The following is a 21,118-nucleotide window of genomic DNA, read 5'->3' on the forward strand; positions in this document are numbered from 1 at the left end:
CTCAGCTGAACCGGATCGGGGTGCCGACGGGCAGCGCCGCGAGCGTCTTCGTCATCTCCGCCGAGATCCGGACGCAGCCGTGCGAGCTGCCCGTCGGATCCGGGTAGTAGTGCAACGCGGTCAGCGCAGCGTTGCCGCCGTACGACGGGATCCGGGACGAGTGCGCCCCGGTCAGGATGATCGGGTTGCCCTGCGTGTACGCGACGCGGGTGTCGACGTACGCCGCCTCGACGTAGGTGGCGGTGTCGGTCGGTGTCGGGTCCTCCGGCGTCCCGAGCCGCGCGGCCTCGGTGGCGGTGACCTTCCCCTTCCGGGTGACGACGGACACCGTGCTCGCCGCGACGTCGACCGTGATCATCCGGTCGGTGCGCGTCACGGTGAAATCGGCGGCCCGGGCCCAGGCGAACGTCGCGCTCGGGGCGTCCGGGTCGCCGCCGTCACCGGGGGTGCGGTTGCGGGACGGCGTCGACACCAGGAGCATCCCGCCGTCCCGGCCGGGGGAGCGACCCCACACCGCGGTCGCCGCGGGTCGGTTGATCGTCGACACCAGGTGGGACAGGGTCGCCACCGGCCGGGCGCGGCTCGACGGGCTCGCGTACAGGGCGACGAGCTGCGTGCGCGGGGTCGCGATCTGCCACGTGTCCTCGGGCTCGACGTCCCCGCCGTCGAGCAACTGCGGCACGACGGCGTCGTGGAACGCCAACGGCAGCGCGGCCAGGGTCGCGTCGGACGGTGCAGCGGGGACGGCCGCGAGCGTCGGCTTCGGGGACGCGGTCGGCGTGGGGCTCGGGGTCGGTGTCGTCGTGGCCCGGGCCGCACGGGTCGGCTCCGGTGCCGGCGACCCCACGGTCACCCCCACCACGACGGCTGCGACGGCGAGCACCACCACCCCGGCGGTCGTCGCGATCCAGGTGTTGCGTCGCATGGTGCTTCCCCCTCGGTCGATCCGTCAGCGTTCGGTGACGGTGCCGCCCTCGACCCGCCACTGCCGGTCGAGTCGGACGGTCTCCAGCATGCGCCGGTCGTGTGTGACGAGCAGCAGGGTCCCGTCGTAGGACTCCAGCGCCTGCTCGAGCTGCTCGATCGCGGTGAGGTCCAGGTGGTTGGTCGGTTCGTCGAGGACGAGCACGTTCACCCCGCGGGCCTGCAGCAGCGCGAGTCCGGCCCGGGTGCGCTCGCCGGGGGAGAGCGCCGAGGCAGGTCGGCCGACGTGGTCCGCCTTCAGCCCGAACTTCGCGAGCAGCGTCCGGACGTCGGCGGTCGTGTACTCGGGGACGATCGCCTCGAACGCCGCTGCCAGGGGCTGGTCACCGGTGAACGCCGCACGCGCCTGGTCGACCTCGCCGACCGCGACGCTGGACCCGAGCGAGGCCGTGCCCGTCGTCGGCGCCTGCTTGCCGAGCAGCGCCCGCAGCAGGGTGGACTTGCCGGCGCCGTTCGGGCCGGTGATGCCGATCCGGTCACCGCCGTCGACCTGCAGCGAGACCGGGCCGAGGGTGAAGTCGCCCTGGGTGAACGTGGCGTTCGACAGCGTCGCGACGACCGCCGACGACCGGGGTGCGCTGCCGATCGTGAACTCCAGCTGCCACTCCTTGCGCGGCTCCTCGACCTCGTCGAGCCGGGCGATGCGGGACTCCATCTGCCGGACCTTCTGCGCCTGCTTCTCGCTCGACTCCGAGGCGGCACGACGGCGGATCTTGTCGTTGTCCGGGCTCTTCTTCATGGCGTTCCGCACACCCTGGCTCGACCACTCGCGCTGCGTCCGTGCCCGCGAGACCAGGTCGGCCTTCGTCGACGCGAACTCGTCGTACGCGTCACGCTTGTGCTGCCGGGCGATCTCGCGCTCCTCGAGGAACGAGTCGTACCCGCCGCCGAACAGCCGGTTCGACGACTGCGCCAGGTCGAGCTCGAGCACCGAGGTCACCGAGCGCGCCAGGAACTCGCGGTCGTGGCTGACGAGCACCACCCCGCCGCGCAGCCCGCGCACGAACGCCTCGAGCCGGTCGAGGCCGTCCAGGTCGAGGTCGTTGGTCGGCTCGTCGAGCAGGACGATGTCGAACCGCGACAGCAGCAGCGCGGCGAGCCCGACGCGGGCGACCTGCCCACCGGACAGCGCGGTCATCAGGGAGTCCGGGCCGACGCCGTCCGCACCGGAGTCGCCGGTGCCGGGTTCGAGGCCGAGGTCGGCGAGCACCGCCGGGATCCGGTCCTCCATGTCCGCGGCCCCCGCGGCGAGCCAGCGGTCGAGCGCCGCCGAGTACCGGTCGGCCGCTGCGTCGCCGGCATCGGGGTCCCCGAGCGCCGCCGCCGCTGCGTCCATCGTCACCGTCGCCTCGGTGCAGCCGGTCCGCCGCCCGAGGTACGCCGCGACGGTCTCGCCCGCGATGCGCTCGTGCTCCTGGGGGAGCCACCCCACGAACGCGTCCGTCGGGGCCAGGGAGACCGTGCCAGCCAGCGGCTCGTCGACCCCGGCCAGCAGCCGGAGCAGCGTGGACTTGCCGGCACCGTTCACGCCGACGACCCCGATCACGTCACCGGGCGCCACCGTCAGGTCGAGGGAGTCGAACAGCGTGCGAGCGGCGTACCCGCCGGACAGGCCCTTGGCGACGAGCGTGGCGGTCATGCGCCCATCGTCCCACGCGGAGCGGGCACCCCACGTGCAGCAGACTGGGCCGATGGACTCCTGCGTCTTCTGTGCCGTGATCGCCGGTGACGAACCCGCCGTCTGGGTCGAACGCGAGGAGCACGCCGTCGCCTTCGCACCCCTGCCCGACTCGGCACTGGCTCCCGGCCACACCCTGGTCGTGCCGGTCGAGCACACCGCTGACCTGCTCACCGCCGGGCCCACGGCACTCGCCGCCACCACGGCACTGGCGCAGCGCGTCGCCCGTGCGATGAAGGGGGCGCTCGGCGCGACCGGGACCGTCGTGCTGCAGGCATCGGGTGCGGACGCCGGCCAGAGCGTGCCGCACCTGCACCTCCACGTCGTGCCGTGCTGGCCGGACGACGCCACGACGCACTGGCCGGAGCGACGATCGGCGCACGTGGTCGACGGTGACCCGCACGCTCTCCTCGCCGAGATGTTCGAGTAGCCGCCCGAGCAGACCCTGCCCGGCCCGGCGCGACCCTCAGCCCCGGGGCACCAACCGACCCGCACCCACCGGCAGCAGCCCGCCCCGGTACTCGAGCGCCGTCGCACCGCCGACCGACACCGATGCCGCCCCGAACCGCCACGCTCGGTTGAACAGGTACACGCCGATCACCGTGCCGCCGTCGTCCGGCACCGCCCACGTGCCGGTGCCCCACTGCGCCGGGTGCCCCACCCCGTCGACGGTGACGGTCGGCCGGGCGAACCAGGCGAACATGGGTCGGACGAGCCGGAGTTCGATCCGGCGCTTCGTCGTGCCGGAGGGGAGAGTGGTGTCCACCGTCGAAGGATACGGGCCACCGCCGCCTAGGCTCGGAGCCGTGTTCGAACTCCACCACCTCTCCGCACAGGAACTCTGGGACTGGATCCGCCGGGGCGAGGCGACCGCCCTCGAGGTCACCGAGCACTACCTGTCCCGCGTGGAACGCCTGGACGCCGGACTCGGTGCCTTCGTGACGGTCACCGCGGACGCGGCCCGGGCCCGAGCCGATCGCCTCGGCCACCTGGTGCCGACGTCGAGACCGTTGTGGGGCCTCCCGTCCGCCGACAAGGACCTGTACGACCGCGCCGGCGTCCCCACGCGGAACGGCACCGCGAGCCTGCCGGAGCGGCCCGCGTCGGCCGACCACCCGCTCGTCGCCGCGCTCGACGCGGCCGGCACCGTCAGCATCGGCAAGACGGCGTCACCGGAGTTCGGCATGTCCTCGTCGTCCGAGACCCGGCTCGGCGTGACGCGGAACCCCTACGACACCACGCGCGCGCCGGGCGGGTCGTCGAGCGGAGCGGCCGTCGCCGTCGCCGCCGGACTCGTGCCGGCCGCGGTCGGGTCGGACGGCGGCGGATCGGTGCGGATCCCCGCCGCGGCGACCGGACTCGTCGGCCTGAAGCCGAGCCGCGGCCGCGTGCCGTCGATGCCCGGCCGCTCCGGCGTCGGCGGCCTGTCCGTCGCCGGGCCGCTCACCCGGTCCGTCGCCGACGCGGGCATGCTCCTCGACGCGCTGGTCGCGCCGACCGGACTGCCCGAGCCGTCGCCCTACGCGCTCGTCACCCCCGACGTCGGCGAGGGGCCGTTCACCGCGGCCGCCGTCCGCGGCGAGGGCCGGTTCGTCGTCGGGGTGCTCGACGGCTCGCCGTGGGACGACACCGTCGACGTGGTCGTCGACCCCGCGGCCCGGGCCGCCGTGGAGACCGCCGTGCGGGTGCTCGGCGAGGTCGGGCACGGCGTCGAGGACGTCCGGATGCCCCGCGTGCCGTACGCCGACGCGTTCCGGGTGGCGTGGGAGAGCTCGGCCGCCCGCCTGCCGCAGGTGCCCGGCATCGACCTGTCGTCGCTGACCCCGCTCGTGGCGTGGCTCGTGGCCCGCGGACAGGCGCTCTCCGGCACGCAGGTCCTCGAGGCGATGTCGACGCTCGACACCTTCTCGACGACGCTCATCGGCGCGTTCGACCGGTTCGACGCGGTGCTCACGCCGACCCTCGCGATGACGCCGCGGCCCCTCGGCTGGTACGGCGACGACCCCGACGAGGACTTCCGCCGCCAGTGCGCCTACTCGCCGTGGACGTCGATGGCGAACGTGTCCGGGCTCCCCGCGATCACCCTGCCGGTCGGCATGACCGACGACGACCACCCCGACGGTGGCGGGCTGCCGATGGGCGTGCAGCTGATCGGACGCCCCGGCGGCGAGCGCGTCCTGCTCGCGATCGGCGCGCAGCTCGAGCGCCGGTTGCGCTGGCAGCGGCGGCACCCGGCTGCCTGGACCGCCTGACGAGAGGCCCGGGGCTGGGTCGCGTGGACACGCGTTCCCCGACAGACCACCAGTCGAACGACGCGTGGATCGTCGCAGAACCCGCCCCGCAGCCGCCGCCTACGGCAGCGTCGGCGCCGCCGCCACCAACGCCCGCGTCACCGGATGCTGCGGCGCATCGAGGAGCGACACCGGCCCGTGCTCGACGATGCGGCCGTCGGACATCACCGCGACCGTGTCGCACAGCCGCTGCACGACGCCGATGTCGTGCGACACCAGCACGAGCGTCAGCCCGAGGTCGTCGGCGAGCGATCGGAACAGCTCGATCACCCGGGCGCGGACCACCACGTCGAGAGCGCTCATCGGCTCGTCGCCGAACAGGATCCGGGGCGAGTGCACCACGGCCCGGGCGATCGCGATCCGCTGCCGCTGCCCGCCGGAGAACTCGTGCGGGTACCGCTCGACCGCGTCGGTGGGCAGGTCGACGCGCTCCAGCACGGCACGCACGAGCTCGTCGTGCGACCCCGGCACCTGCAGGGCCCGCAGCGGCTCGGCGACGATCGCGCCGACGCGCATCCGCGGGTCGAGGGACGCGTACGGGTCCTGGAACACCACCCCGGTCTCGCGACGGAACCAGCGCAACGCACGCGCGGACCGGGATGCGACCACCGGACGGCCGGAGGCGGCGACGGTGCCGGCGGAAGGGGCCTCCAGGCCGGCGAGCAGCCGGACCAGCGTGGACTTGCCGGATCCCGATTCGCCCACGATGCCGAGCCGTGCGCCGGGGGCGACCGTCAGGTCGACGCCGTCGACGGCGGTGCGGACCGGACCGGGCTCGAACGGGCCGCGGCGGGGGAGTCGGTAGGTGCGGTGGAGACCGGTGGCCTCGAGGACGGGGAGGGTCACGGGGCGGTCCTCCTGGCGGTGGCGCGGGCGGCGTCGACGAGCGCGACCGTGGCGGGGTGCCGCGGTGCGGCGAGCAGGTCCGCGACGCGACCCTGCTCGACCACCCGGCCGGCGTCGAGCACCACGGCGGTGTCGGCGATGCGCGCGAGCACGGCGAGGTCGTGGGTGACGAACACCATGCCCGCCGGCAGGCGCTCGAACAGGTCGAGGATGCGGGCCTCGGTCGTGACGTCGAGCGCCGTGGTCGGCTCGTCGGCCACCAGGTACGACGGCTCGCCCGCCATCGCCATCGCGATGCAGATCCGCTGCCGCTGTCCGCCGGACAGCTGGTGCGGGTACTGCCGCAGCAGCGACTCCGGGTCGGGCAGGCCCACGGACGCCGCCAGGTCGACGGCCGCCGCGCGGGCCGCGCGACGGTCGAGCCCGCGGTGCAGGCGCAGCGGCTCGGCGACCTGCGCGCCGACCCGTCGCAACGGGTCGAGCGCGGTCCCCGGCTCCTGGAACACCATCGCGATGCCCGATCCGCGGTGTCGCGCGCGCTCACGGTCGGGCAGGCCGACGAGTTCGGTGCCGTCCAGGCGGACGCTGCCGGTCACGACGGCGCCGGTGGGCTCCAGGCCCATCAGGGCGAGCGAGGTCATCGACTTGCCGGATCCGCTCGCGCCGATCACGCCGACGCGCTGGCCGGGAGGCACGGTGAAGGTGACGTCGTCGAGGATCGTCCGCCCCGTGATGCGGACCGACAACCCGCGCACCTCGAGTCCGGAGGTTGCGGTGGCGTGGGTGGTGCCGGCTGCGCCGGTGGGGCCCGGGGCGTGGTCGGTCATGCGGTCACCCCCGGCGTGGTCGTCACCGGGTCGGCGCTCCGGTCGCTCGTCGTCAGCCGCGGGTCCGAGGCGTCACGCACCGCGTCGCCGAGCAACGACAGTGCCGCGACGACGAGGGCGATGGCGGCTCCCGGCCAGGTCGCACTCCACGGGTGGACGCCGATGTAGGTCTGCAGGTCGGACAGCAGGCTGCCCCACGACGCGGTGTCCGATCCGGCGCCGTAGCCCAGGTAGGACAGCCCGGCCTCGGCGAGCACCGCCGTGGCCATCGCGAGCGACAGCTGCACGGTGAACAGCGGCGCCGCGTTCGGCACCAGGTGACGGAAGAGCACCCCAGCACCGCCGACGCCGGACGCCCGCGCCGCGGTCACGTAGTCGCTGCGGGCGATCCGCCGGATCTCGCCGCGGGCCACGCGGGCGATCGTCACGCCGAAGGACAGCCCGACGCTGACGATGACGACGCCGAGCGACCCGCCGAACACCGCGGTCAGGAGCATCGCGGTGAGCAGGGTCGGGAACGCCACCAGGATGTCGAGCAGGACCGCGGTGCCCTCGCGCACCCAGCGGGCGGTGAGCGAACCGATCGCGGTGAGGACGATGCCGACGACGCTCGCGATCACCCCGGAGCCGACGGCGACGAGCACGGTGGTGCGGGTGCCGGCGAGCAGGTAGCTCGCGATGTCGCGGCCGGCGGCGTCGGTGCCGAACCAGTGCGCGGCGCTCGGCCCCTCCCACTGGTGGAACGGGTCGGCGCGGAACGGGTTCTGCGGTGTCCAGACGAGCGACACGGCGGCGAGCACGAGCAGCAGGCCCAGCACGACGACGGCGAAGACCCCGGTCGGGCGGGACACCAGACGGCGGATCATCCCTGCACCTCGCGCTGTCGGGGGTCGAGGGTGCGGTGCACGACGTCGACGGCGAACCCGACGAGCAGCACGAGTCCGGTGAGCACGAGCAGTTCCGACTGCACCTTCGTGATGTCGCGGCGGCCGACGTCGGTCACGAGCATCCGACCGACCCCGGGCAGCGAGAACAGCTGCTCGACGACGACGGCCCCGACGAGCAGCCCGGCGATCTGCACCCCGAGCACGGCGAGCACCGTGAGGGCGACGCTCGGCAGGCCGTGGCGGAGCAGGGCCTGCGTGCGGGTGAGCCCGACGGCTGCGGCGGTGCGCAGGTGGTCGGCATCGAGGACGGAGAGCGTGGCGGACCGGGTGAACCGGAGGATCACGGCGCCCTCGACGGCACCGATCGTCAGCGCGGGCAGCACGAGCGACGCGAATGCCCGCCCGGGTTCGGACCAGCCGTCGAGCGGGAAGCCCTGCGTCGGCAGCCAGTGCAGCGTCACCGCGAAGAGGGCGACGAGGAGCATGCCGGCCCACACGACGGGCACGGCGGCGACGGCCTGCGCCGCGAACCCGATCACCGCACCGCCCGGGCGGCGACGGAGCACCGCGGCGACCACCCCGAGCGGGACACCGATCACCAGCGCGGTCGCCAGGGACATCGCGGCGAGCGGCAGGGTGATCGCGAGCTTCTGCGCGATCTCCGGTGCGACGGCACCGTTCGTCACCAGCGAGCGGCCGAGGTCACCGCGGAACACCCCGCCGATCCAGTCGAGGTACTGCACCACGACGGGCCGGTCGAGTCCGAGCTGCTGCCGGAGCTGCTCCACCTGCGCGGGGGTCGACTGCGTGCCGGCGACGACCTGGGCGACGTCACCGGGCAGCACGCGGAGCGTGGCGAAGATGATGACGCTCGCCACGAGCAGGCCGACGACGAGCAGGAGCACCCGCCCGATGAGGAACCGGGTCACGACACCGATGCTACGGGGACGGACACCCCGCCGCGGCCGCTCCGGGTCACTTGACCGCGAGCTTCGCCAGGTCGAGGCGCGAGTTGCCGCCGTCGACCGGGAAGCCCGTCACGCCGGAGCGCACCGCGGTGATCTCGGTCGCCGTGTAGAGCCACTCACCGGCCGCGTCCTCGCTGACGATGCGTGCCGCCTTCCGGAGTGCCTCGGTCTTCGTGGCCTCGTCGGTCGCCGCGATCGACTGGGCGTAGAGCGCCTGCACCTTCGGGTTGTCGTAGCCGAAGTAGTAGTCCGGGTTCGCCCAGTTGCCCAAGTCACGGGCCTCGACGTGGTCGACCATCGACAGGTCGAAGTCCCGCTCGCCGGACTTCGGTGCCTGGAACACCGAGGACAACCAGGTGGCGAAGTCGACACGCTTGACCGTCAGGGTGATCCCGACGTCGGCGAGCTGCGACTTCAGCACGTCGCCGATCGTCGTCGGGTAGATGTTCGCGTAGGTGAGCGTCAGCTTGAGGTCCTGCTGCCCGGCGGCGGCCAGGAGCTTCTTCGCGTTCGCGGGGTCGTACGCGTCGATGTCGGTCAGGTCCTCGTAGCCGGGGTCGAGCTCCGGGATCGGGCCGCCCTGCTCCACGCCGGTGCCGCCGATCGCCTTGATGAGCGCCTTCGCGTCGATCGCCTGCCGGATGGCCCGGCGCACGCGCTCGTCCGTGAAGGGTTCCTTGCGGTCGTTGAACGCGAGCGTGTACTTGTCGGTCGTCTTGCCGCTGTGCAGCGCGATGTCGGCGTTGCCCTGCAGCTGGCTCTTGAGCGTGCCGTCGACGGGGTTCAGGACGTCGAGGTCACCGTTCGCCATCGCGTTGACGGCGGTCGACGGGTCCGTGATGTACCGGAAGACGATCTTCGCGACCTTCGCCTTCGTGCCCCAGTAGTCCTCGTTGCGGTCGAAGGTGAGCGAGTCGCCCTGCTTCCAGCTCGCGACCTCGAACGGGCCGGTGCCGTTCGCGCTGTCGGACAGGTCGTTGTCCGCGGCCTTCTCGAGCACCAGGCCCGAGCGGCCGGTCAGGTTCCAGAGCAGGTCGGAGTCGGGCTTCGCGAGTTGCAGCACGACGGAGTCGTCCGACGGCGAGGTGATCGACGTGACGCCCGCGAGCTTGGCCGAGTCGACGTACGAGTCGTTCGACTTGACCTGCTCGAGCGACCACACGACGTCGGCCGCGGTGACCGGCTTGCCGTCCTGGAACGTCGTGCCGTCCCGCAGCGTGAACGTGTAGGTCAGGCCATCCTTCGAGACCTCGTGCGACGAGGCCAGCACGTCACGGATCTCGCCGTCGGCGGTCCGGCCGACGAGCCCCTGGTACACGTTGTCGATGAGCACCTGGTCGAGCGCCGCCCCGGACTGGGTGCGGATGTCGAGACTCGTCGGCTCGAGCACCAGCCCGACGCGCACCGTGGCGTCCTTGCCCCCGGTGGTGTCGGACGAGCCGGAGCAGCCGGTCAGCGCCAGGGCGGAGACGACGGCGACCGCGGTGGCGGCGAGGGCAGCGCGCCCGATGCGCGAGGTGCGCGCGGTGCGACGGGGCAGGAGCGGACTCATGGGGTTGTGGGTTCCTTCCGGGCACGAGGGCTGGGATCGGGCCTCGCGCTCGCACGAGGGTACCGGCGGCTGGTGCCGTCCGGCGACGGTTCTTCGATCGGGTGCAACAATCCGTGCCGCTCCGCCCATGCCCGGATCGCCGAAGCCAGTTCGAGGGGTGCCTGGTTCTGCACCGCGTGCCGCGAGGTGACCGTCACGATCTCGGCGTCCGGCAGGCGTTCCGCGAACCCGGCGTGCAGCTTCGGGGAGACGTACCCGCGGTCACCGCGGACGAGCAGGATCGGCACGCGCAGTGCCTCGAGGTCCGGCCACGCATCGGCGAAGCGCCCCACCGACGACGTCCGCCCGGCGGGCAGGTGCGGGAAGTGGTGGCGGCGAACGAGTCGCCCGTCCGCACCGAGGGCCGTCGTGTGCCGGGCCTCGCGCAGCAGCACCTGCCGGTCGTCGCCGACCCGCGCCTCGATCGCCCGGTCGACGACCTGCTCGAGCGACTCGAACGGCTCCTCCGCCTCGAGCGCGCGAGCGATCCGGTCCACCGCACGCTGCGCGAAGTCCGGCGACATGTCGACGAGCACGAGTCCGGTCACCCGCTCCGGCGCGGTGGCCGCGAGTCGAGCGGACAGGATGGCGCCGAGCGAGTGGCCGACGACGATGCCCGGCGGCACCGCGAGTGCGTCGAGCGCGGCGAGCACGCTCGGCGCCGTCGCGGCCGCCGCGTAGTCCGCGTCCTCCCGCCACGACGACCGGCCGTGGCCGGGCAGGTCGAGGGCGACCGCCGGCTCGCCCACGGCGAGTGCCGTGGTGTCGAAGCTGTGTGCGTCGATGCCGAGCCCGTGCAGGTAGGTGATCCGGGCCTCCTGACCGTCGTCGCCCCACCGGATCGCGGAGGTCTCCTGCCCGTCCGCGGTGCGGACCACCTGTCTGGAGGCGCGGAGCGGCGTGACCACGCCGCTCGCGCTGGCGAGGGCGGGCAGGTCGGCGAATTCGTCGTCGGGGGCTTCGGACACGGGGACGATCCTCGCACCGTTCCGGGGGCCTGGAGACGTTAGGTAAGGCATGCCATACTCGATCCCGTGGCAACCCGGTATCGCGTCTTCTCCGTCCGCGTGGCCGCCGTCACGTCGCTCACCCCGAACTTCGTCCGGGTCACGCTGACGGGCGACGCGCTCGCCGACTTCTCCTCGGTCGGTCTCGACCAGCGGATCAAGATCGTGCTGCCCCTGCCCGGCATCGGCTTCTCCGAACTGCCGGAGGACGAGGACTGGTACGCCGCCTGGCGCGCGCTGCCGGACGACGCCCGCAACCCGCTCCGCACGTACACGGTCCGCTCGTTCCGGCCGGACGCCCGCGAACTCGACATCGACTTCGTCGCGCACGGCGACACCGGTCCGGCGTCGCGCTGGGTGTCGTCCTGCCGCGTCGGCGACGAGCTGCGCATCGTGGGGCCGCGGGTCCCCGAGTCGCCGGAGGACCTGCCGACCGGGGCTGCCGAGTTCGCTCCCGGGCACGCGAACCGGATCCTGCTCGCCGGGGACGAGACCGCCGCACCGGCCATCTGCGCCATCCTCGAAGCCCTCGACGTCTCGACCGTCGGCCACGTCTTCATCGAGGTGCCCACCGACGCCGACCGGCTGCCGGTCACCGCGCCCGCCGGGGTCGAGGTCCGCTGGATCGCCCGCAACGGCGCCACCCACGGGGTCCGGATGACCGACCAGGTGCACGCCTGGGCGTCCACCGTCGCGCCGTCCGCCGCCGCGTGCGAGCCGGCCGCCGAGCTCACCGACGTCGACGTCGACGATCAGGTGCTGTGGGACGTCCCCGCGCCCGTCGACGAGCGCCCCGTCTACGCGTGGATCGCGGGCGAGGCCGGCTGCGTCAAGGAACTCCGCCGCCACCTGGTGCGCGGCGTCGGCATCGACCGCAAGCAGGTCGCGTTCATGGGCTACTGGCGGCACGGCAAGGCCGAGCACTGATGCCCACCTCGGGCACCGCGCTCGGTCCGGTCCCGACCACCGCGCTGGGGGCCCGTGGGCTGACCCTGGCCTACGATGACCGGGTCGTGGTGGACACGCTCGACGTCGACATCCCCGACGGCGAACTGACGGTCATCGTCGGGCCCAACGCCTGCGGCAAGTCGACGCTGCTGAAGTCCTTCGCCCGCACCCTGAAGCCGCGCGCCGGCACGGTGTTCCTCGACGGGGCACCGATCGACTCGTACCGCCCGAAGGCCGTCGCCCGGCGGGTCGGCATGCTCCCGCAGACCCCGATCGCCCCCGACGGCATCACCGTGCGTGACCTGGTGTCCCGGGGCCGGTTCCCGCACCAGGACCTGCTGCACCCCTCGTCCGGATCTGACCGGCAGGCCGTGCAGGCCGCACTCGAGCAGACCGACACGGCTTCGCTCGCCGACCGGAGCGTCGACGAGCTCTCCGGCGGGCAGCGGCAGCGGGTGTGGATCGCGATGGTGCTCGCGCAGCAGACCGACATCGTGCTGCTCGACGAGCCGACGACGTTCCTCGACATCGCACACCAGTACGACGTGCTCGAACTGGCCTCCACGCTGCACGCCGCCGGTCGCACGGTCGTCGCGGTGCTGCACGACCTGAACCAGGCCGCGCGCTACGCCACCCACGTCATCGCGATGCGCGACGGGGCGATCGTCGCAGCGGGGAGGCCGTCGTCGGTGCTCACCGCGGACCTCGTCGAGGACGTCTTCGGCCTGCCGTGCGTCGTCGTCCCCGACCCCGAGACCGGCACGCCCCTCGTGGTGCCGCGGCGGCGCGCGGCCTGACGCGCGGGCCGGCTGGCGCCGGGCCGGGCCGAGGTCGCACGATCTGCCGCTTGCTCGGCGTCCGGACGACCGTTCGCGCGACCACGACGATGCGCACGCGGCGTGTCGCGCGACTTCGGTCACGTGCCGCCGCCGAGTGGTCACGACTCGTCGTCGGCCGGGCACCGAGCGGTCACGAACTGTCGGCTGGCGGCGCCGCAGGCGACGGTCTGCGACCGCTCGCCGCGTGCCCGGCGGGGTGTTGTGACCGGCGGGCGCGTGCAGTGGGCGTGGGGCGCGGCGGCCTGGAGGCCCGGGGCGGCGCCGGCACGCGCCTCCAGGCCGTCGACTGGTCGCGTCCCGTCGCCTGGCCGGCCCGCGGTCGAGTGGTCACGACTCGTCGTGGGCCGGGCGTCTCGCGGTCACGAACTGTCGGCAGGCGGCGCCGCAGGCGACGGTCTGCGACCGCTCGCCGCGTGCCTGGCGGGGTGTTGTGACCGACGGAGCCCCGGTCGGCAGACGCGCCGAGGTCGCACGATCTGCCGCCCGGCCGGAGTCGGGGCGACAGTTCGCGCGACCACGACGACGCGCACGCGGCGTGTCGTGCGACCGCAGCTCACCCGCCCCGCCCCGCACCCGCACCCGCCCCCGTCAGCGGTAGCCGCCGTCCTCCAGACCGGCCTCGACCTCGAAGCGGTTCCGCAGCGGATCCCGCCCGGCCACGGCGTAGAGCAGCGGCATGAGCATGCCGTACCGGCGCCACTGCTCGACGTGCACCCGCTCGTGCCGGAGCACCCGCGGGCCGTCGTTGTCGCGGGTCAGGTACACCGACCCGACGCAGGTGCCGCCGCGCCGGAACACCCAGCGCGGCAGCCCCGTGCAGACGACGAGCCCGTCCTCCACCCGGATCCGCCCGGACGACAGGGGGACGCCCACGGCGAGCCCGACGGCGGTCGCGAACACCCACCCCGCGCGGGAGACGGGGGAGTCGAGCAGCGGGTTGCGCACGCTCAGGCCGGGCGGCCGTACGTCTCGAGCAGGCGGAGCCAGATCTCGTTCATCGTCGGGTAGGCCGGCACCGCGTGCCACAGGCGGTCGATCGGGACCTCGCCCACGACGGCGACGGTGGCACCGTGCAGCATCTCGGCGACGTCCTGGCCGACGAACGTGACGCCCACGACGACCCCGCGGTCCTCGTCGACGACCATCTTCGCGCGGCCCGTGTAGCCGTCGGCCTGCAGGGAGGACCCGGCGATCGCACCGAGGTCGTACTCGACCGCGCGGACGTTCAGCCCCTGCTCGCGGGCCTTCGCCTCGGTCAGGCCGACGCTCGCGACCTCGGGGTCGGTGAAGGTGACCTGCGGCGAGGCTGCGTGGTCGGCGGTGGCGACGTGTGCACCCCACGGCTCGGTGTGCAGCGGCGTGCCCTGGTACCGGGCCGCGATCGCCTCGCCGGCGGCACGCGCCTGGTACTTGCCCTGGTGGGTGAGCAGGACGCGGTGGTTGACGTCACCCACGGCGTACAGCCAGTCGGTGCCGTGCACGAGCATGGTGTCGTCGACGTCGAGCCAGTCGCCCGCGGTCAGGCCGACGGTCTCGAGCCCGAGGTCACGCGTGTGGGCGGCGCGGCCGGTGGCGGCGAGCACCTCGCTCGTGATGACCGTTGTGCCGTCGTCAAGCTCCGTGGTGACGAGACCGTGCTCGTCGCGGTCGACCCGGACCGGGTTGACGCCGGTGCGGACGTCGACACCGAGTTCGCGCAGGGAGTCGGCGACGAGTTCCCCGGCGAAGGGTTCCATGCCGCCGAGCAGACCGTGCCGGGCGACGAGGGTGACCTTCGCGCCGAGGGACGCCCACGCGGTCGCGAGCTCGGAGCCGGAGACGCCGCCGCCGATGACGAGCAGGCTCTCGGGGACCTGCTGGGCGCTGGTGCCCTCGCGGGTGCCCCACGGCTTCGCCTCGGCGAGACCGGGCACCGGGGGCAGCGTGTGCAGGGATCCGGTGACGACCGCGACGGCGGCGCGCGCGGTGTGCGTCTCGCCGTCGACGTCGATGGTCTTCGGGCCGGTGATGCGGGCGTGCCCGCGGATCAGGTCGATGCCGGCGGACTCGAGCCACGAGACCTGGCTGTCGTCCTTCCAGTCGGAGGTGAACGAGTTGCGGCGGGCGAGCACGTGGGCGGCGTCGAGCGTGCCGGTCACGGCCTGCTTCGCACCGTCGAGCCGCTTGGCGGCGGCGAGGGCGTGTCCGCTGCGCAGGAGCGCCTTCGAGGGCATGCACGCCCAGTAGGAGCACTCGCCGCCGACGAGCTCGGCCTCCACGATCGCGACCGACAGGTCGCGCTTCCTGGCGTAGTCCGCCACGTTCTCGCCGACAGCGCCGGCTCCGATCACGATGAGGTCGTAGTCCGTCATGTTGCCGAGCGTACGCGGACCGGCAGGGGGTCCGCCGGTCGCGTCGTGAGCGTGGTCAGCCCACCCGGGAGGCGCTGGTCACCGCTCCGACGACGCGCAGGATCACGCCGAGGTCGTCCACCGCCCGGTCCGGGTCGACGGGGGCGAATCCGGTGAGCGCGGCGCCGACGAGGCGGCGGCCGCGGGTCGCGGCCTGGATGCGCTCGACGAGCGCTGCGCCGTCGAGGCCGAACGGCACGGGTTCGAGCAGCCCGTCGACCTCGGACGGGTCGAGGACGTCGAGGTCGACGTGCACGAAGACCGATGCGGCACCGGTCCGCTCGACCGCTGCGGCGACGGCGTCCGGGGTGGCGGCGTCGACGTCCAGGTGCACGATCCCGGCCTTGTCGAGGGCGGCCCGTTCGGCGTCCTCGACGCCGCGGACCCCCGCGACGACGACCGAGGACGCCGGCACTACCGGCAGGCCGGGGAACAGGTCGTCGGGGCGGTCGACCAGCAGGCGCAGGGCGGCGGTCTCGGCGGCGACGGGCTGGGCCCGGTTGAGCGCGCGGTACCCGCTGGACCCGGAGATCCGGACGAACGCGGTGTCCGGTGCGAGGGCGGCGGTCGCGCCGAGGACACTGGCGCCGTCACCGCCGACGACGAGCACCGGTTCGGTGGCGACGGCGGTCTCCTCGGCGACGCGTTCCGAGACGGCGAGCACCGAGGTGTAGCGGGCGACGGCGGTCTCGAGGCGGTCACCCGCTCCGGCCGGGACGTCGACCACGGTGGTGGACGCCCGGGGGAGGTCGGCCGCGATCGCCGACGCACCGTCCCCGAGGCGCATCGCGCGTGACGACGCCGAACCCTGCCACTGACCGACCACGAGGAAATGCATCGTCTCAGTCTGTCAGCTGGGGTCCGGCGTCGTCAGGGCGTTCGTCAGATGCTCGAGGATCCGCCGGACTTCAGCGCGGCGAGCCGTGCCTCGACCTCGGCGTCCTTGCCGACGTCCTCGAGGCTCTCGAACTGGGCGTCGAGGCTGGACGACTGCAGCTCCTGCTGGCCGAGCACCTTCGCCTCTTCGCGGCGGACCTTCTCCTCGAAGCGGCCGAGGTCGCTCGTCGGGTCGAGCACGTCGATGTTGCCGAGGGCGTCGTTGACGCGGGACTGCGCCTCGGCGGTCTTCGAGCGGGCGACGAGGTTGTCCCGCTTCGCGCGGAGCTGCTCGAGCTTCTGCTCCATGCCGGCGAGACCGGTCTTGAGCTTCTCGACGGCTTCGTTCTGCGACGCCAGGTTCGGCTCGGCGTCCTTGACCTCCTGCTCGGCGGCGATCTGCTTGCCGATCGCGATCTTGGCGAGGTTGTCGAACTTGTCCGCCTCGGCCGACTTGCCCTCGGAGCGGTACTTGTCGGCGGCGGTGGAGGCGTTGGCGGCCTTCTGGCCCCACTCGACCGCGGCCTTCTTGTCCTCTTCGTGGTCCTGCTCGAGCAGGCGCACGTTGCCGATGGTCTGCGCGATCGCGGTCTTCGCGTCGGCGATGTTGTTCGTGTAGTCGCGGACGAGCTGGTCCAGCATCTTCTGCGGGTCCTCGGCGTCGTCGATGATCTGGTTGATGTTCGCGCGCACGAGGGTGGAGATGCGTCCGAAGATGGTCTGCTTGGCCATTGCTGTTCCCTTTCGTGGAAGTCCTGTGGACGGTGTTGTCGGGTCGTGTCTGGTTCTGGGTGCCGGGGGAGTGCGTCGGGTCAGAAGCGGCCGCCGCCGGAGAAGCCGCCGCCGCCCCCACCGCCGCCTCCGCCGAAGCCGCCACCGCCGCTGAAGCCCCCGCCGCCGCCGAAGCCGCCGCCCCCGAAGGAGCCGCCGCCGTAGCTGCCGCCGCGTCCGCCGAGCAGGCCGCCGAGGACGAGTCCGGTGACGAGGCCGCCGAGCTGGGCACCACCACCGCCACCGCCCTGGCCGCCGCCCCAGCCGCCGAGGTCGTCGTTGGCGGCATCCATCGCGGCGGCCGCGTACTGCTCGGCAGCGCGGGCGGCGTTGAGTGCCTGGCCGGGGTTGCTCGGGGCGAGCTCGACGGCGTCGTCGTAGGCGCGCTGGGCCTCGGACAGCCGGGTCCGGGCGGTCGGGCCGATGCCGCCGCGGTGCAGGGAGACGTAGTCGCGGGCCTGGCTGATCCGGTTCCGGGCATCGCGCAGGGCCGCGTCGAGCGCCTGGGTGGCCCGCTGGCGCTGTTCCTCGGCACCCCGCGCCGCGGCGATGGCCTGGTCGATCTCGGTGTTCGCCCGGGTCAGCGCGTCGACGGCCGCCACGGGGTCCTTCGGGTCGAGCCCCTGGCGGAGCACGGCCTCGGCGCGGGTGACCGCGGCGGCGAGGTCCGGCCCGCCCGAGCGCAGGCTGCGGGCGGCGGCGACGTCGCCCTGGATGTCGATGCGCATCGCCTCGGCGCGGGCGGTGGCCTCGTCGAAGGACTGCTCGGCGGCGAGTGCGCCGTCGGTGAGCTGCTGCACCTGCGCGAGCGCGTGCTGGGCGTCGCGCACGGCGACGACCGCCTCGCCCTTGTCGCCGGCCGCGATGGAGGCGGTGGCGGCGTTCGAGCGTTCGGTGGCGAAGGCGAGCACCTGGTGGGCCTGGTCGACGTTGTTCGCCACGGTCGCGAGGGTGCGGCCGGTGTAGCGCGCGCGGACACGGTCGAGCGCAGCGGCTGCGGCTCCGACCGAGGCCGGCGCGGCGGCGACGGCCTGGGCGAGCGACGCGGCGGCGTCCTCGATGCCGTCCTCGAGCGAGCGGAGCTGGTCGAACGCCTCGGTCTGCTCCTCGATCGCGGCGTGCGCCCGTTCGCAGATGACGATGATCTGGTTCGCCCACTCGGCGCGCTGCTGGGGGGTGTCGGGGATGTCGTCGTCGAGCTGCTGCCGGATCGTGAAGGCCTTGCGGACCTCGCGCTGGGCGGCCTGCACGGCGTCGGCGAAGGGCTTGGCGGCGTCGGGGCCGAACTGCGCGCTCGCGAACCCGACCTCTTGCTCGGCGGTGCGGAGTTCGTCGTCGATGGTGACCAGGGCGCCGCCGGCGGTGCGTTCGAGGTCGGCGAGCGAGGCTTCCTGCGCCTCGGTCGCTGCGGCGGTGCGGCGCTTGTTGCGGGTCCGGATGACCAGGACCACGACGACGAGCCCGACGACCACGACGAGCAGCAGGATCCACAGCCAGGTCAGGTCCACCGGGGCCTGCGACTGGGTCAGCCCGTCGGCGAAGGCCACGGCGGCGCCGGACCAGTCGCCCTGCTTGAGCTCGGGGAGCAGCGCGTCGTTGACGGCGTTCTCCACGTCGGACGAGGAGATCGCGGTCTCGTTCGTCTGCTGCACGTCGTAGTTGCGCTCGGTGACCGCGACCGAGAGCAGGATGCCGTCGCTGTCGATCTGGTTCTGCTCGAGCACCGCCCGACCCCACTCGGTGTGGTCGGTGGGGTCGGTGAAGGACGGCACGAACACGACGTACAGCTGCGTCTGCGTCTCGGAGTACAGGTCCTGCACGGCCTGCTCGACCTTCGACTGCTGGGATGCGGTCAGCGCGTCGGCCTCGTCGAGGACGTACGCGCCGCTCAGGTCGACGGGCGCCGTGGCGTGGGCGGTCGCTGCCGGAGCCAGGACGATCAGCATCGCGACGAGGGCGGCCGTCACACGGCTCCACAGCCGCGTTGTCCCCCTGTGCCCGCTCGATCCGTCCGTGCCCGATCCGTGCTGGACCGCTCGCATCCGTCCTCCGTCCGTCGCCGGTCGGTACCCCGTGGCACCGCACCGGACCGCGCCACGAGTGCGCTGTCGCCCGGAGTCTATCCAGGCCACGCAGGGGCACCGCCAGACTCTGGGGGAACGCTCCGGACCGTGCTTCCTGTGGACGTCTTGTCCCCCGTACCGGGGTATGCTGGCGCCACTGTTCGAGGATGAACGGAAGGGGAAGAACGATGGAACGCACCACGAGCACCGAGGTCGTCCCGCTCGAGGACGGCTACCACCGGGTGTCGACTCCGGCGACGGGCGTGATCGGTTTCGTGCGCGAGCACGACGGCCGCTACGAGGTCCTGCGCGGACGAGTTCGCCAGGCGACCCGCTCCGAGGGGCAGTACAGCACCATGAACGTCGCGCTCATCGCGCTGACGCACGCCTGATCCGCTCTGGGCGCGACCACACGACCGACGGGCGCTGCCCCGGTCGGTGGGTCGCGCCTCCAGACCGTCACGGTGACGCTCCGGACGCCGGCTGCTGACCGCGCGGACGACCGGGAGGCCCTGGTCGCCGCCGTCGCGTCGGCGACCGGCGTCGAGCCGGTCGTCGTGCGCGCGGGGCGCGTCTGTCCGCACTGCGCGGGGACCGACCACGGTCGTCCGTGGGCGACCGTCGCGGGCGTCTCGGTCGGTGTGAGCCTGTCGCGCGCACCGGGCGTCGTCGCCCTCGCGGTCGGACCGTCGGCACTCGGTGTCGACGTCGAACGAGTGTCGCGGGTCGCCGCCGCGCCGCTCGATGCCTTCACCCCGGACGAGCTCCGTCGCGCCGACGGGGACCCGGCGCTCCTCGCCACGGCGTGGGCGGCGAAGGAGGCCGTGCTGAAACGCGACGGACGCGGGCTGCGCGTCGACCCGCTCGCGGTGGAGGTCGACGTGGCCGCCGGCACCGCCCGGTTCGAGGGTGCCGAACAACCGCTCACCGTGTTGTACCCCGCACCGGACGTCGTGCTCGTCGTCGCCGCGGGTGGCCTGCCCGTCGAGGTCGTCGGGGCGGTCAGCGGGGGAGCGTGAGCACCTCGGCGCCGTCCTCGGTGATCGCGATGGTGTGCTCGGTGTGGGCGGTCCGCGCTCCGGTGGCACTCCGCAGGGTCCACCCGTCGGCGTCGGTGACCAGGGCGTCGGTGTCCGCCATCACCCACGGCTCGAGGGCGAGCAGGAGCCCGGGTCGGAGCGTGTAGCCGCGGCCGGGGCGCCCGGTGTTCGACACGTGCGGGTCCTGGTGCATGGTCGAGCCGATGCCGTGCCCGCCGAACTCGACGTTCACCGGGTAGCCCGCGGCTTCGAGCACGGTGCCGATCGCGTGGGACAGGTCACCGATGCGGGCGCCCGGTCCGGCCGCGGCGATGCCCGCGGCCAGCGCGCGTTCGGTGGCGTCGATGAGTGCGAGGTCCTCGGGGCGTGCGGTACCGACGACGAAGCTGATCGCGGCGTCGGCGGCGATGCCGTCCAGGGACACCGCGAGGTCGAGGGTCAGCAGGTCGCCGTCCTGCAGCACCTGGTCGTGCGGCAGCCCGTGCAGGACGGCGTCGTTCACGGCCGTGCAGATGTGGTGGCCGAACGGGCCGCGGCCGAACGAGGGTGCGTAGTCGACGTAGCAGGAGTCGGCACCGGCGGCCTCGATCATCTGCTTCGCCCACCGGTCGATCTCGAGCAGGTTCGTGCCGACGCGGGTGCGTTCGCGCAGGGTCTGCAGGATCGTGCCGACGAGGGCTCCGGTGGCGCGGCCCTTGTCGACCTCGGCGGGGGTCAGGATCTCGATCACGCCGATGATCATACCGGTATTACTATGTGGTCATGGTCCGTCTACCACTCCGCCCCGACGAGGTCGCGCGCGGTCGTCGCCTCGGTGCGTTGCTCCGTCGTGCCCGTGGTCCGCGGTCGATCGTGGACACCGCCCTGGCCGCGGGGATCTCGCCGGAGACGCTCCGGAAGATCGAGACCGGCCGCATCGCGACGCCGGCGTTCTCGACCATCGCGTCGGTCGCGGGTGTGGTCGGGCTGTCGCTCGACGCGGTGTGGTCCGAGGTCAGCTGCGACCCGGCCGACGGCGAGCTGGCGGGCTAGCCGACGCGGCGGGGGAGCCTGCTGACCGACGCGGCGGGGGAGCCTGCTGACCGACGCGGCGGGGGAGCCTGCTGACCGAC

The 21,118-nt window shown here is 73.5% G+C and carries 22 protein-coding genes; 7 read left to right on the forward strand and 15 right to left on the reverse strand.

What is annotated here, in order from left to right; all coding sequences use genetic code 11:
• Nucleotide 1: 1 nt before the first annotated feature.
• Nucleotides 2-925 carry a L,D-transpeptidase gene (locus QRN49_RS11350; protein WP_284755844.1) on the reverse strand — a complete coding sequence of 308 codons (924 nt, stop codon included), beginning with the start codon at nucleotides 923-925 and terminating at the stop codon, nucleotides 2-4.
• A gap of 24 nt (nucleotides 926-949) precedes the next feature.
• Nucleotides 950-2,623, reverse strand: coding sequence for an ABC-F family ATP-binding cassette domain-containing protein (locus QRN49_RS11355; protein WP_284755846.1), 1,674 nt, complete (start codon nucleotides 2,621-2,623; stop codon nucleotides 950-952).
• Nucleotides 2,624-2,675: 52 nt separating this feature from the next.
• Between QRN49_RS11355 and QRN49_RS11360 the strand changes: the two genes are divergently transcribed.
• Nucleotides 2,676-3,092 (forward strand): HIT family protein, encoded by a 417-nt coding sequence (locus QRN49_RS11360; protein WP_176708923.1) that lies wholly within the window; start codon nucleotides 2,676-2,678, stop codon nucleotides 3,090-3,092.
• A gap of 36 nt (nucleotides 3,093-3,128) precedes the next feature.
• Here the strand turns inward: QRN49_RS11360 and QRN49_RS11365 are convergent, their stop codons facing one another.
• Complete coding sequence (locus QRN49_RS11365) at nucleotides 3,129-3,428, reverse strand: hypothetical protein (RefSeq protein ID WP_284755850.1); 300 nt, start codon at nucleotides 3,426-3,428, stop codon at nucleotides 3,129-3,131.
• A 40-nt stretch (nucleotides 3,429-3,468) separates the two neighbouring features.
• Between QRN49_RS11365 and QRN49_RS11370 the strand changes: the two genes are divergently transcribed.
• On the forward strand, nucleotides 3,469-4,914 hold the full coding sequence (locus tag QRN49_RS11370; RefSeq protein WP_284755852.1) for an amidase: 1,446 nt from the start codon (nucleotides 3,469-3,471) through the stop codon (nucleotides 4,912-4,914).
• A gap of 99 nt (nucleotides 4,915-5,013) precedes the next feature.
• Here QRN49_RS11370 and QRN49_RS11375 read toward each other — a convergent pair whose 3' ends face one another.
• The 6 genes from QRN49_RS11375 to QRN49_RS11400 are packed head-to-tail and all read right to left on the reverse strand — an operon-like array spanning nucleotide 5,014 to nucleotide 11,040.
• Nucleotides 5,014-5,799: an ABC transporter ATP-binding protein gene (locus QRN49_RS11375; protein WP_284755854.1), complete on the reverse strand. Its 786-nt coding sequence runs from the start codon at nucleotides 5,797-5,799 to the stop codon at nucleotides 5,014-5,016.
• Nucleotides 5,796-6,626 (reverse strand): ABC transporter ATP-binding protein, encoded by an 831-nt coding sequence (locus QRN49_RS11380; RefSeq protein WP_284755856.1) that lies wholly within the window; start codon nucleotides 6,624-6,626, stop codon nucleotides 5,796-5,798. The genes QRN49_RS11375 and QRN49_RS11380 overlap by 4 nt, the downstream gene beginning before the upstream one ends.
• Entirely contained in the window at nucleotides 6,623-7,492 is an 870-nt protein-coding gene (locus tag QRN49_RS11385) for an ABC transporter permease (protein WP_194653125.1), read from the reverse strand. The genes QRN49_RS11380 and QRN49_RS11385 overlap by 4 nt, the downstream gene beginning before the upstream one ends.
• Nucleotides 7,489-8,442, reverse strand: a complete 954-nt coding sequence (locus tag QRN49_RS11390) for an ABC transporter permease (protein ID WP_071404591.1) — start codon at nucleotides 8,440-8,442, stop codon at nucleotides 7,489-7,491. The genes QRN49_RS11385 and QRN49_RS11390 overlap by 4 nt, the downstream gene beginning before the upstream one ends.
• Before the next feature lie 46 nt (nucleotides 8,443-8,488).
• On the reverse strand, nucleotides 8,489-10,033 hold the full coding sequence (locus QRN49_RS11395) for an ABC transporter substrate-binding protein (RefSeq protein ID WP_284755861.1): 1,545 nt from the start codon (nucleotides 10,031-10,033) through the stop codon (nucleotides 8,489-8,491).
• Nucleotides 10,030-11,040, reverse strand: coding sequence for an alpha/beta fold hydrolase (locus QRN49_RS11400; RefSeq protein WP_282818878.1), 1,011 nt, complete (start codon nucleotides 11,038-11,040; stop codon nucleotides 10,030-10,032). Before QRN49_RS11400 ends, QRN49_RS11395 begins: the two co-directional genes overlap by 4 nt.
• A 66-nt stretch (nucleotides 11,041-11,106) precedes the next feature.
• Here QRN49_RS11400 and QRN49_RS11405 point away from each other — a divergent pair, with 66 nt between their 5' ends.
• Both QRN49_RS11405 and QRN49_RS11410 read left to right on the forward strand, forming a co-directional pair.
• Complete coding sequence (locus QRN49_RS11405; protein WP_284755866.1) at nucleotides 11,107-12,006, forward strand: siderophore-interacting protein; 900 nt, start codon at nucleotides 11,107-11,109, stop codon at nucleotides 12,004-12,006.
• Nucleotides 12,006-12,824, forward strand: a complete 819-nt coding sequence (locus tag QRN49_RS11410) for an ABC transporter ATP-binding protein (protein WP_284755867.1) — start codon at nucleotides 12,006-12,008, stop codon at nucleotides 12,822-12,824. Before QRN49_RS11405 ends, QRN49_RS11410 begins: the two co-directional genes overlap by 1 nt.
• A 630-nt stretch (nucleotides 12,825-13,454) precedes the next feature.
• Here the strand turns inward: QRN49_RS11410 and QRN49_RS11415 are convergent.
• From QRN49_RS11415 to QRN49_RS11435, 5 genes are all read right to left on the reverse strand, one after another.
• Entirely contained in the window at nucleotides 13,455-13,811 is a 357-nt protein-coding gene (locus tag QRN49_RS11415; RefSeq protein ID WP_284755869.1) for a Fe-S oxidoreductase, read from the reverse strand.
• Between the two features lie 2 nt (nucleotides 13,812-13,813).
• A complete protein-coding gene (locus QRN49_RS11420; RefSeq protein ID WP_027465800.1) occupies nucleotides 13,814-15,217 on the reverse strand; it encodes a dihydrolipoyl dehydrogenase family protein in 1,404 nt (467 codons plus the stop codon).
• 55 nt (nucleotides 15,218-15,272) lie between these two features.
• Nucleotides 15,273-16,094 carry an arginase family protein gene (locus QRN49_RS11425; protein ID WP_282818843.1) on the reverse strand — a complete coding sequence of 274 codons (822 nt, stop codon included), beginning with the start codon at nucleotides 16,092-16,094 and terminating at the stop codon, nucleotides 15,273-15,275.
• A 44-nt stretch (nucleotides 16,095-16,138) separates the two neighbouring features.
• Entirely contained in the window at nucleotides 16,139-16,864 is a 726-nt protein-coding gene (locus tag QRN49_RS11430; protein ID WP_017885772.1) for a PspA/IM30 family protein, read from the reverse strand.
• 80 nt (nucleotides 16,865-16,944) lie between these two features.
• Nucleotides 16,945-18,870, reverse strand: coding sequence for a TPM domain-containing protein (locus QRN49_RS11435; RefSeq protein ID WP_284755875.1), 1,926 nt, complete (start codon nucleotides 18,868-18,870; stop codon nucleotides 16,945-16,947).
• Nucleotides 18,871-19,154: 284 nt separating this feature from the next.
• On the opposite strand from QRN49_RS11435, the gene QRN49_RS11440 reads away from it, so the two are divergent.
• Together QRN49_RS11440 and QRN49_RS11445 are read left to right on the forward strand one after the other, a co-directional pair.
• On the forward strand, nucleotides 19,155-19,358 hold the full coding sequence (locus QRN49_RS11440) for a hypothetical protein (protein WP_017885770.1): 204 nt from the start codon (nucleotides 19,155-19,157) through the stop codon (nucleotides 19,356-19,358).
• A gap of 72 nt (nucleotides 19,359-19,430) precedes the next feature.
• A complete protein-coding gene (locus QRN49_RS11445; protein ID WP_284755877.1) occupies nucleotides 19,431-19,985 on the forward strand; it encodes a 4'-phosphopantetheinyl transferase family protein in 555 nt (184 codons plus the stop codon).
• On the opposite strand, the gene map is transcribed toward QRN49_RS11445, so the two are convergent.
• Nucleotides 19,969-20,736 carry a type I methionyl aminopeptidase gene (gene map, locus QRN49_RS11450; RefSeq protein ID WP_284755879.1) on the reverse strand — a complete coding sequence of 256 codons (768 nt, stop codon included), beginning with the start codon at nucleotides 20,734-20,736 and terminating at the stop codon, nucleotides 19,969-19,971. The genes QRN49_RS11445 and map overlap by 17 nt on opposite strands.
• A gap of 32 nt (nucleotides 20,737-20,768) precedes the next feature.
• Between map and QRN49_RS11455 the strand changes: the two genes are divergently transcribed.
• Nucleotides 20,769-21,038, forward strand: coding sequence for a helix-turn-helix domain-containing protein (locus QRN49_RS11455; protein ID WP_027465796.1), 270 nt, complete (start codon nucleotides 20,769-20,771; stop codon nucleotides 21,036-21,038).
• The last annotated feature ends 80 nt before the right edge of the window (nucleotides 21,039-21,118 follow it).

Source organism: Curtobacterium sp. ME-Dv--P-122a, from assembly GCF_030209645.1.
Classification (GTDB): Bacteria; Actinomycetota; Actinomycetes; order Actinomycetales; family Microbacteriaceae; genus Curtobacterium; species Curtobacterium flaccumfaciens.

Bases quoted from the DNA above. Each gene is read 5' to 3' on its own strand.
- QRN49_RS11350 (WP_284755844.1), bottom strand. From the start codon at position 925: ATGCGACGCAACACCTGGATCGCGACGACCGCCGGGGTGGTGGTGCTC.
- QRN49_RS11355 (WP_284755846.1), bottom strand. From the start codon at position 2,623: ATGACCGCCACGCTCGTCGCCAAGGGCCTGTCCGGCGGGTACGCCGCT.
- QRN49_RS11360 (WP_176708923.1), top strand. From the start codon at position 2,676: ATGGACTCCTGCGTCTTCTGTGCCGTGATCGCCGGTGACGAACCCGCC.
- QRN49_RS11380 (WP_284755856.1), bottom strand. From the start codon at position 6,626: ATGACCGACCACGCCCCGGGCCCCACCGGCGCAGCCGGCACCACCCAC.
- QRN49_RS11385 (WP_194653125.1), bottom strand. From the start codon at position 7,492: ATGATCCGCCGTCTGGTGTCCCGCCCGACCGGGGTCTTCGCCGTCGTC.
- QRN49_RS11395 (WP_284755861.1), bottom strand. From the start codon at position 10,033: ATGAGTCCGCTCCTGCCCCGTCGCACCGCGCGCACCTCGCGCATCGGG.
- QRN49_RS11410 (WP_284755867.1), top strand. From the start codon at position 12,006: ATGCCCACCTCGGGCACCGCGCTCGGTCCGGTCCCGACCACCGCGCTG.
- QRN49_RS11420 (WP_027465800.1), bottom strand. From the start codon at position 15,217: ATGACGGACTACGACCTCATCGTGATCGGAGCCGGCGCTGTCGGCGAG.
- QRN49_RS11425 (WP_282818843.1), bottom strand. From the start codon at position 16,094: ATGCATTTCCTCGTGGTCGGTCAGTGGCAGGGTTCGGCGTCGTCACGC.
- QRN49_RS11430 (WP_017885772.1), bottom strand. From the start codon at position 16,864: ATGGCCAAGCAGACCATCTTCGGACGCATCTCCACCCTCGTGCGCGCG.
- QRN49_RS11440 (WP_017885770.1), top strand. From the start codon at position 19,155: ATGGAACGCACCACGAGCACCGAGGTCGTCCCGCTCGAGGACGGCTAC.
- QRN49_RS11455 (WP_027465796.1), top strand. From the start codon at position 20,769: ATGGTCCGTCTACCACTCCGCCCCGACGAGGTCGCGCGCGGTCGTCGC.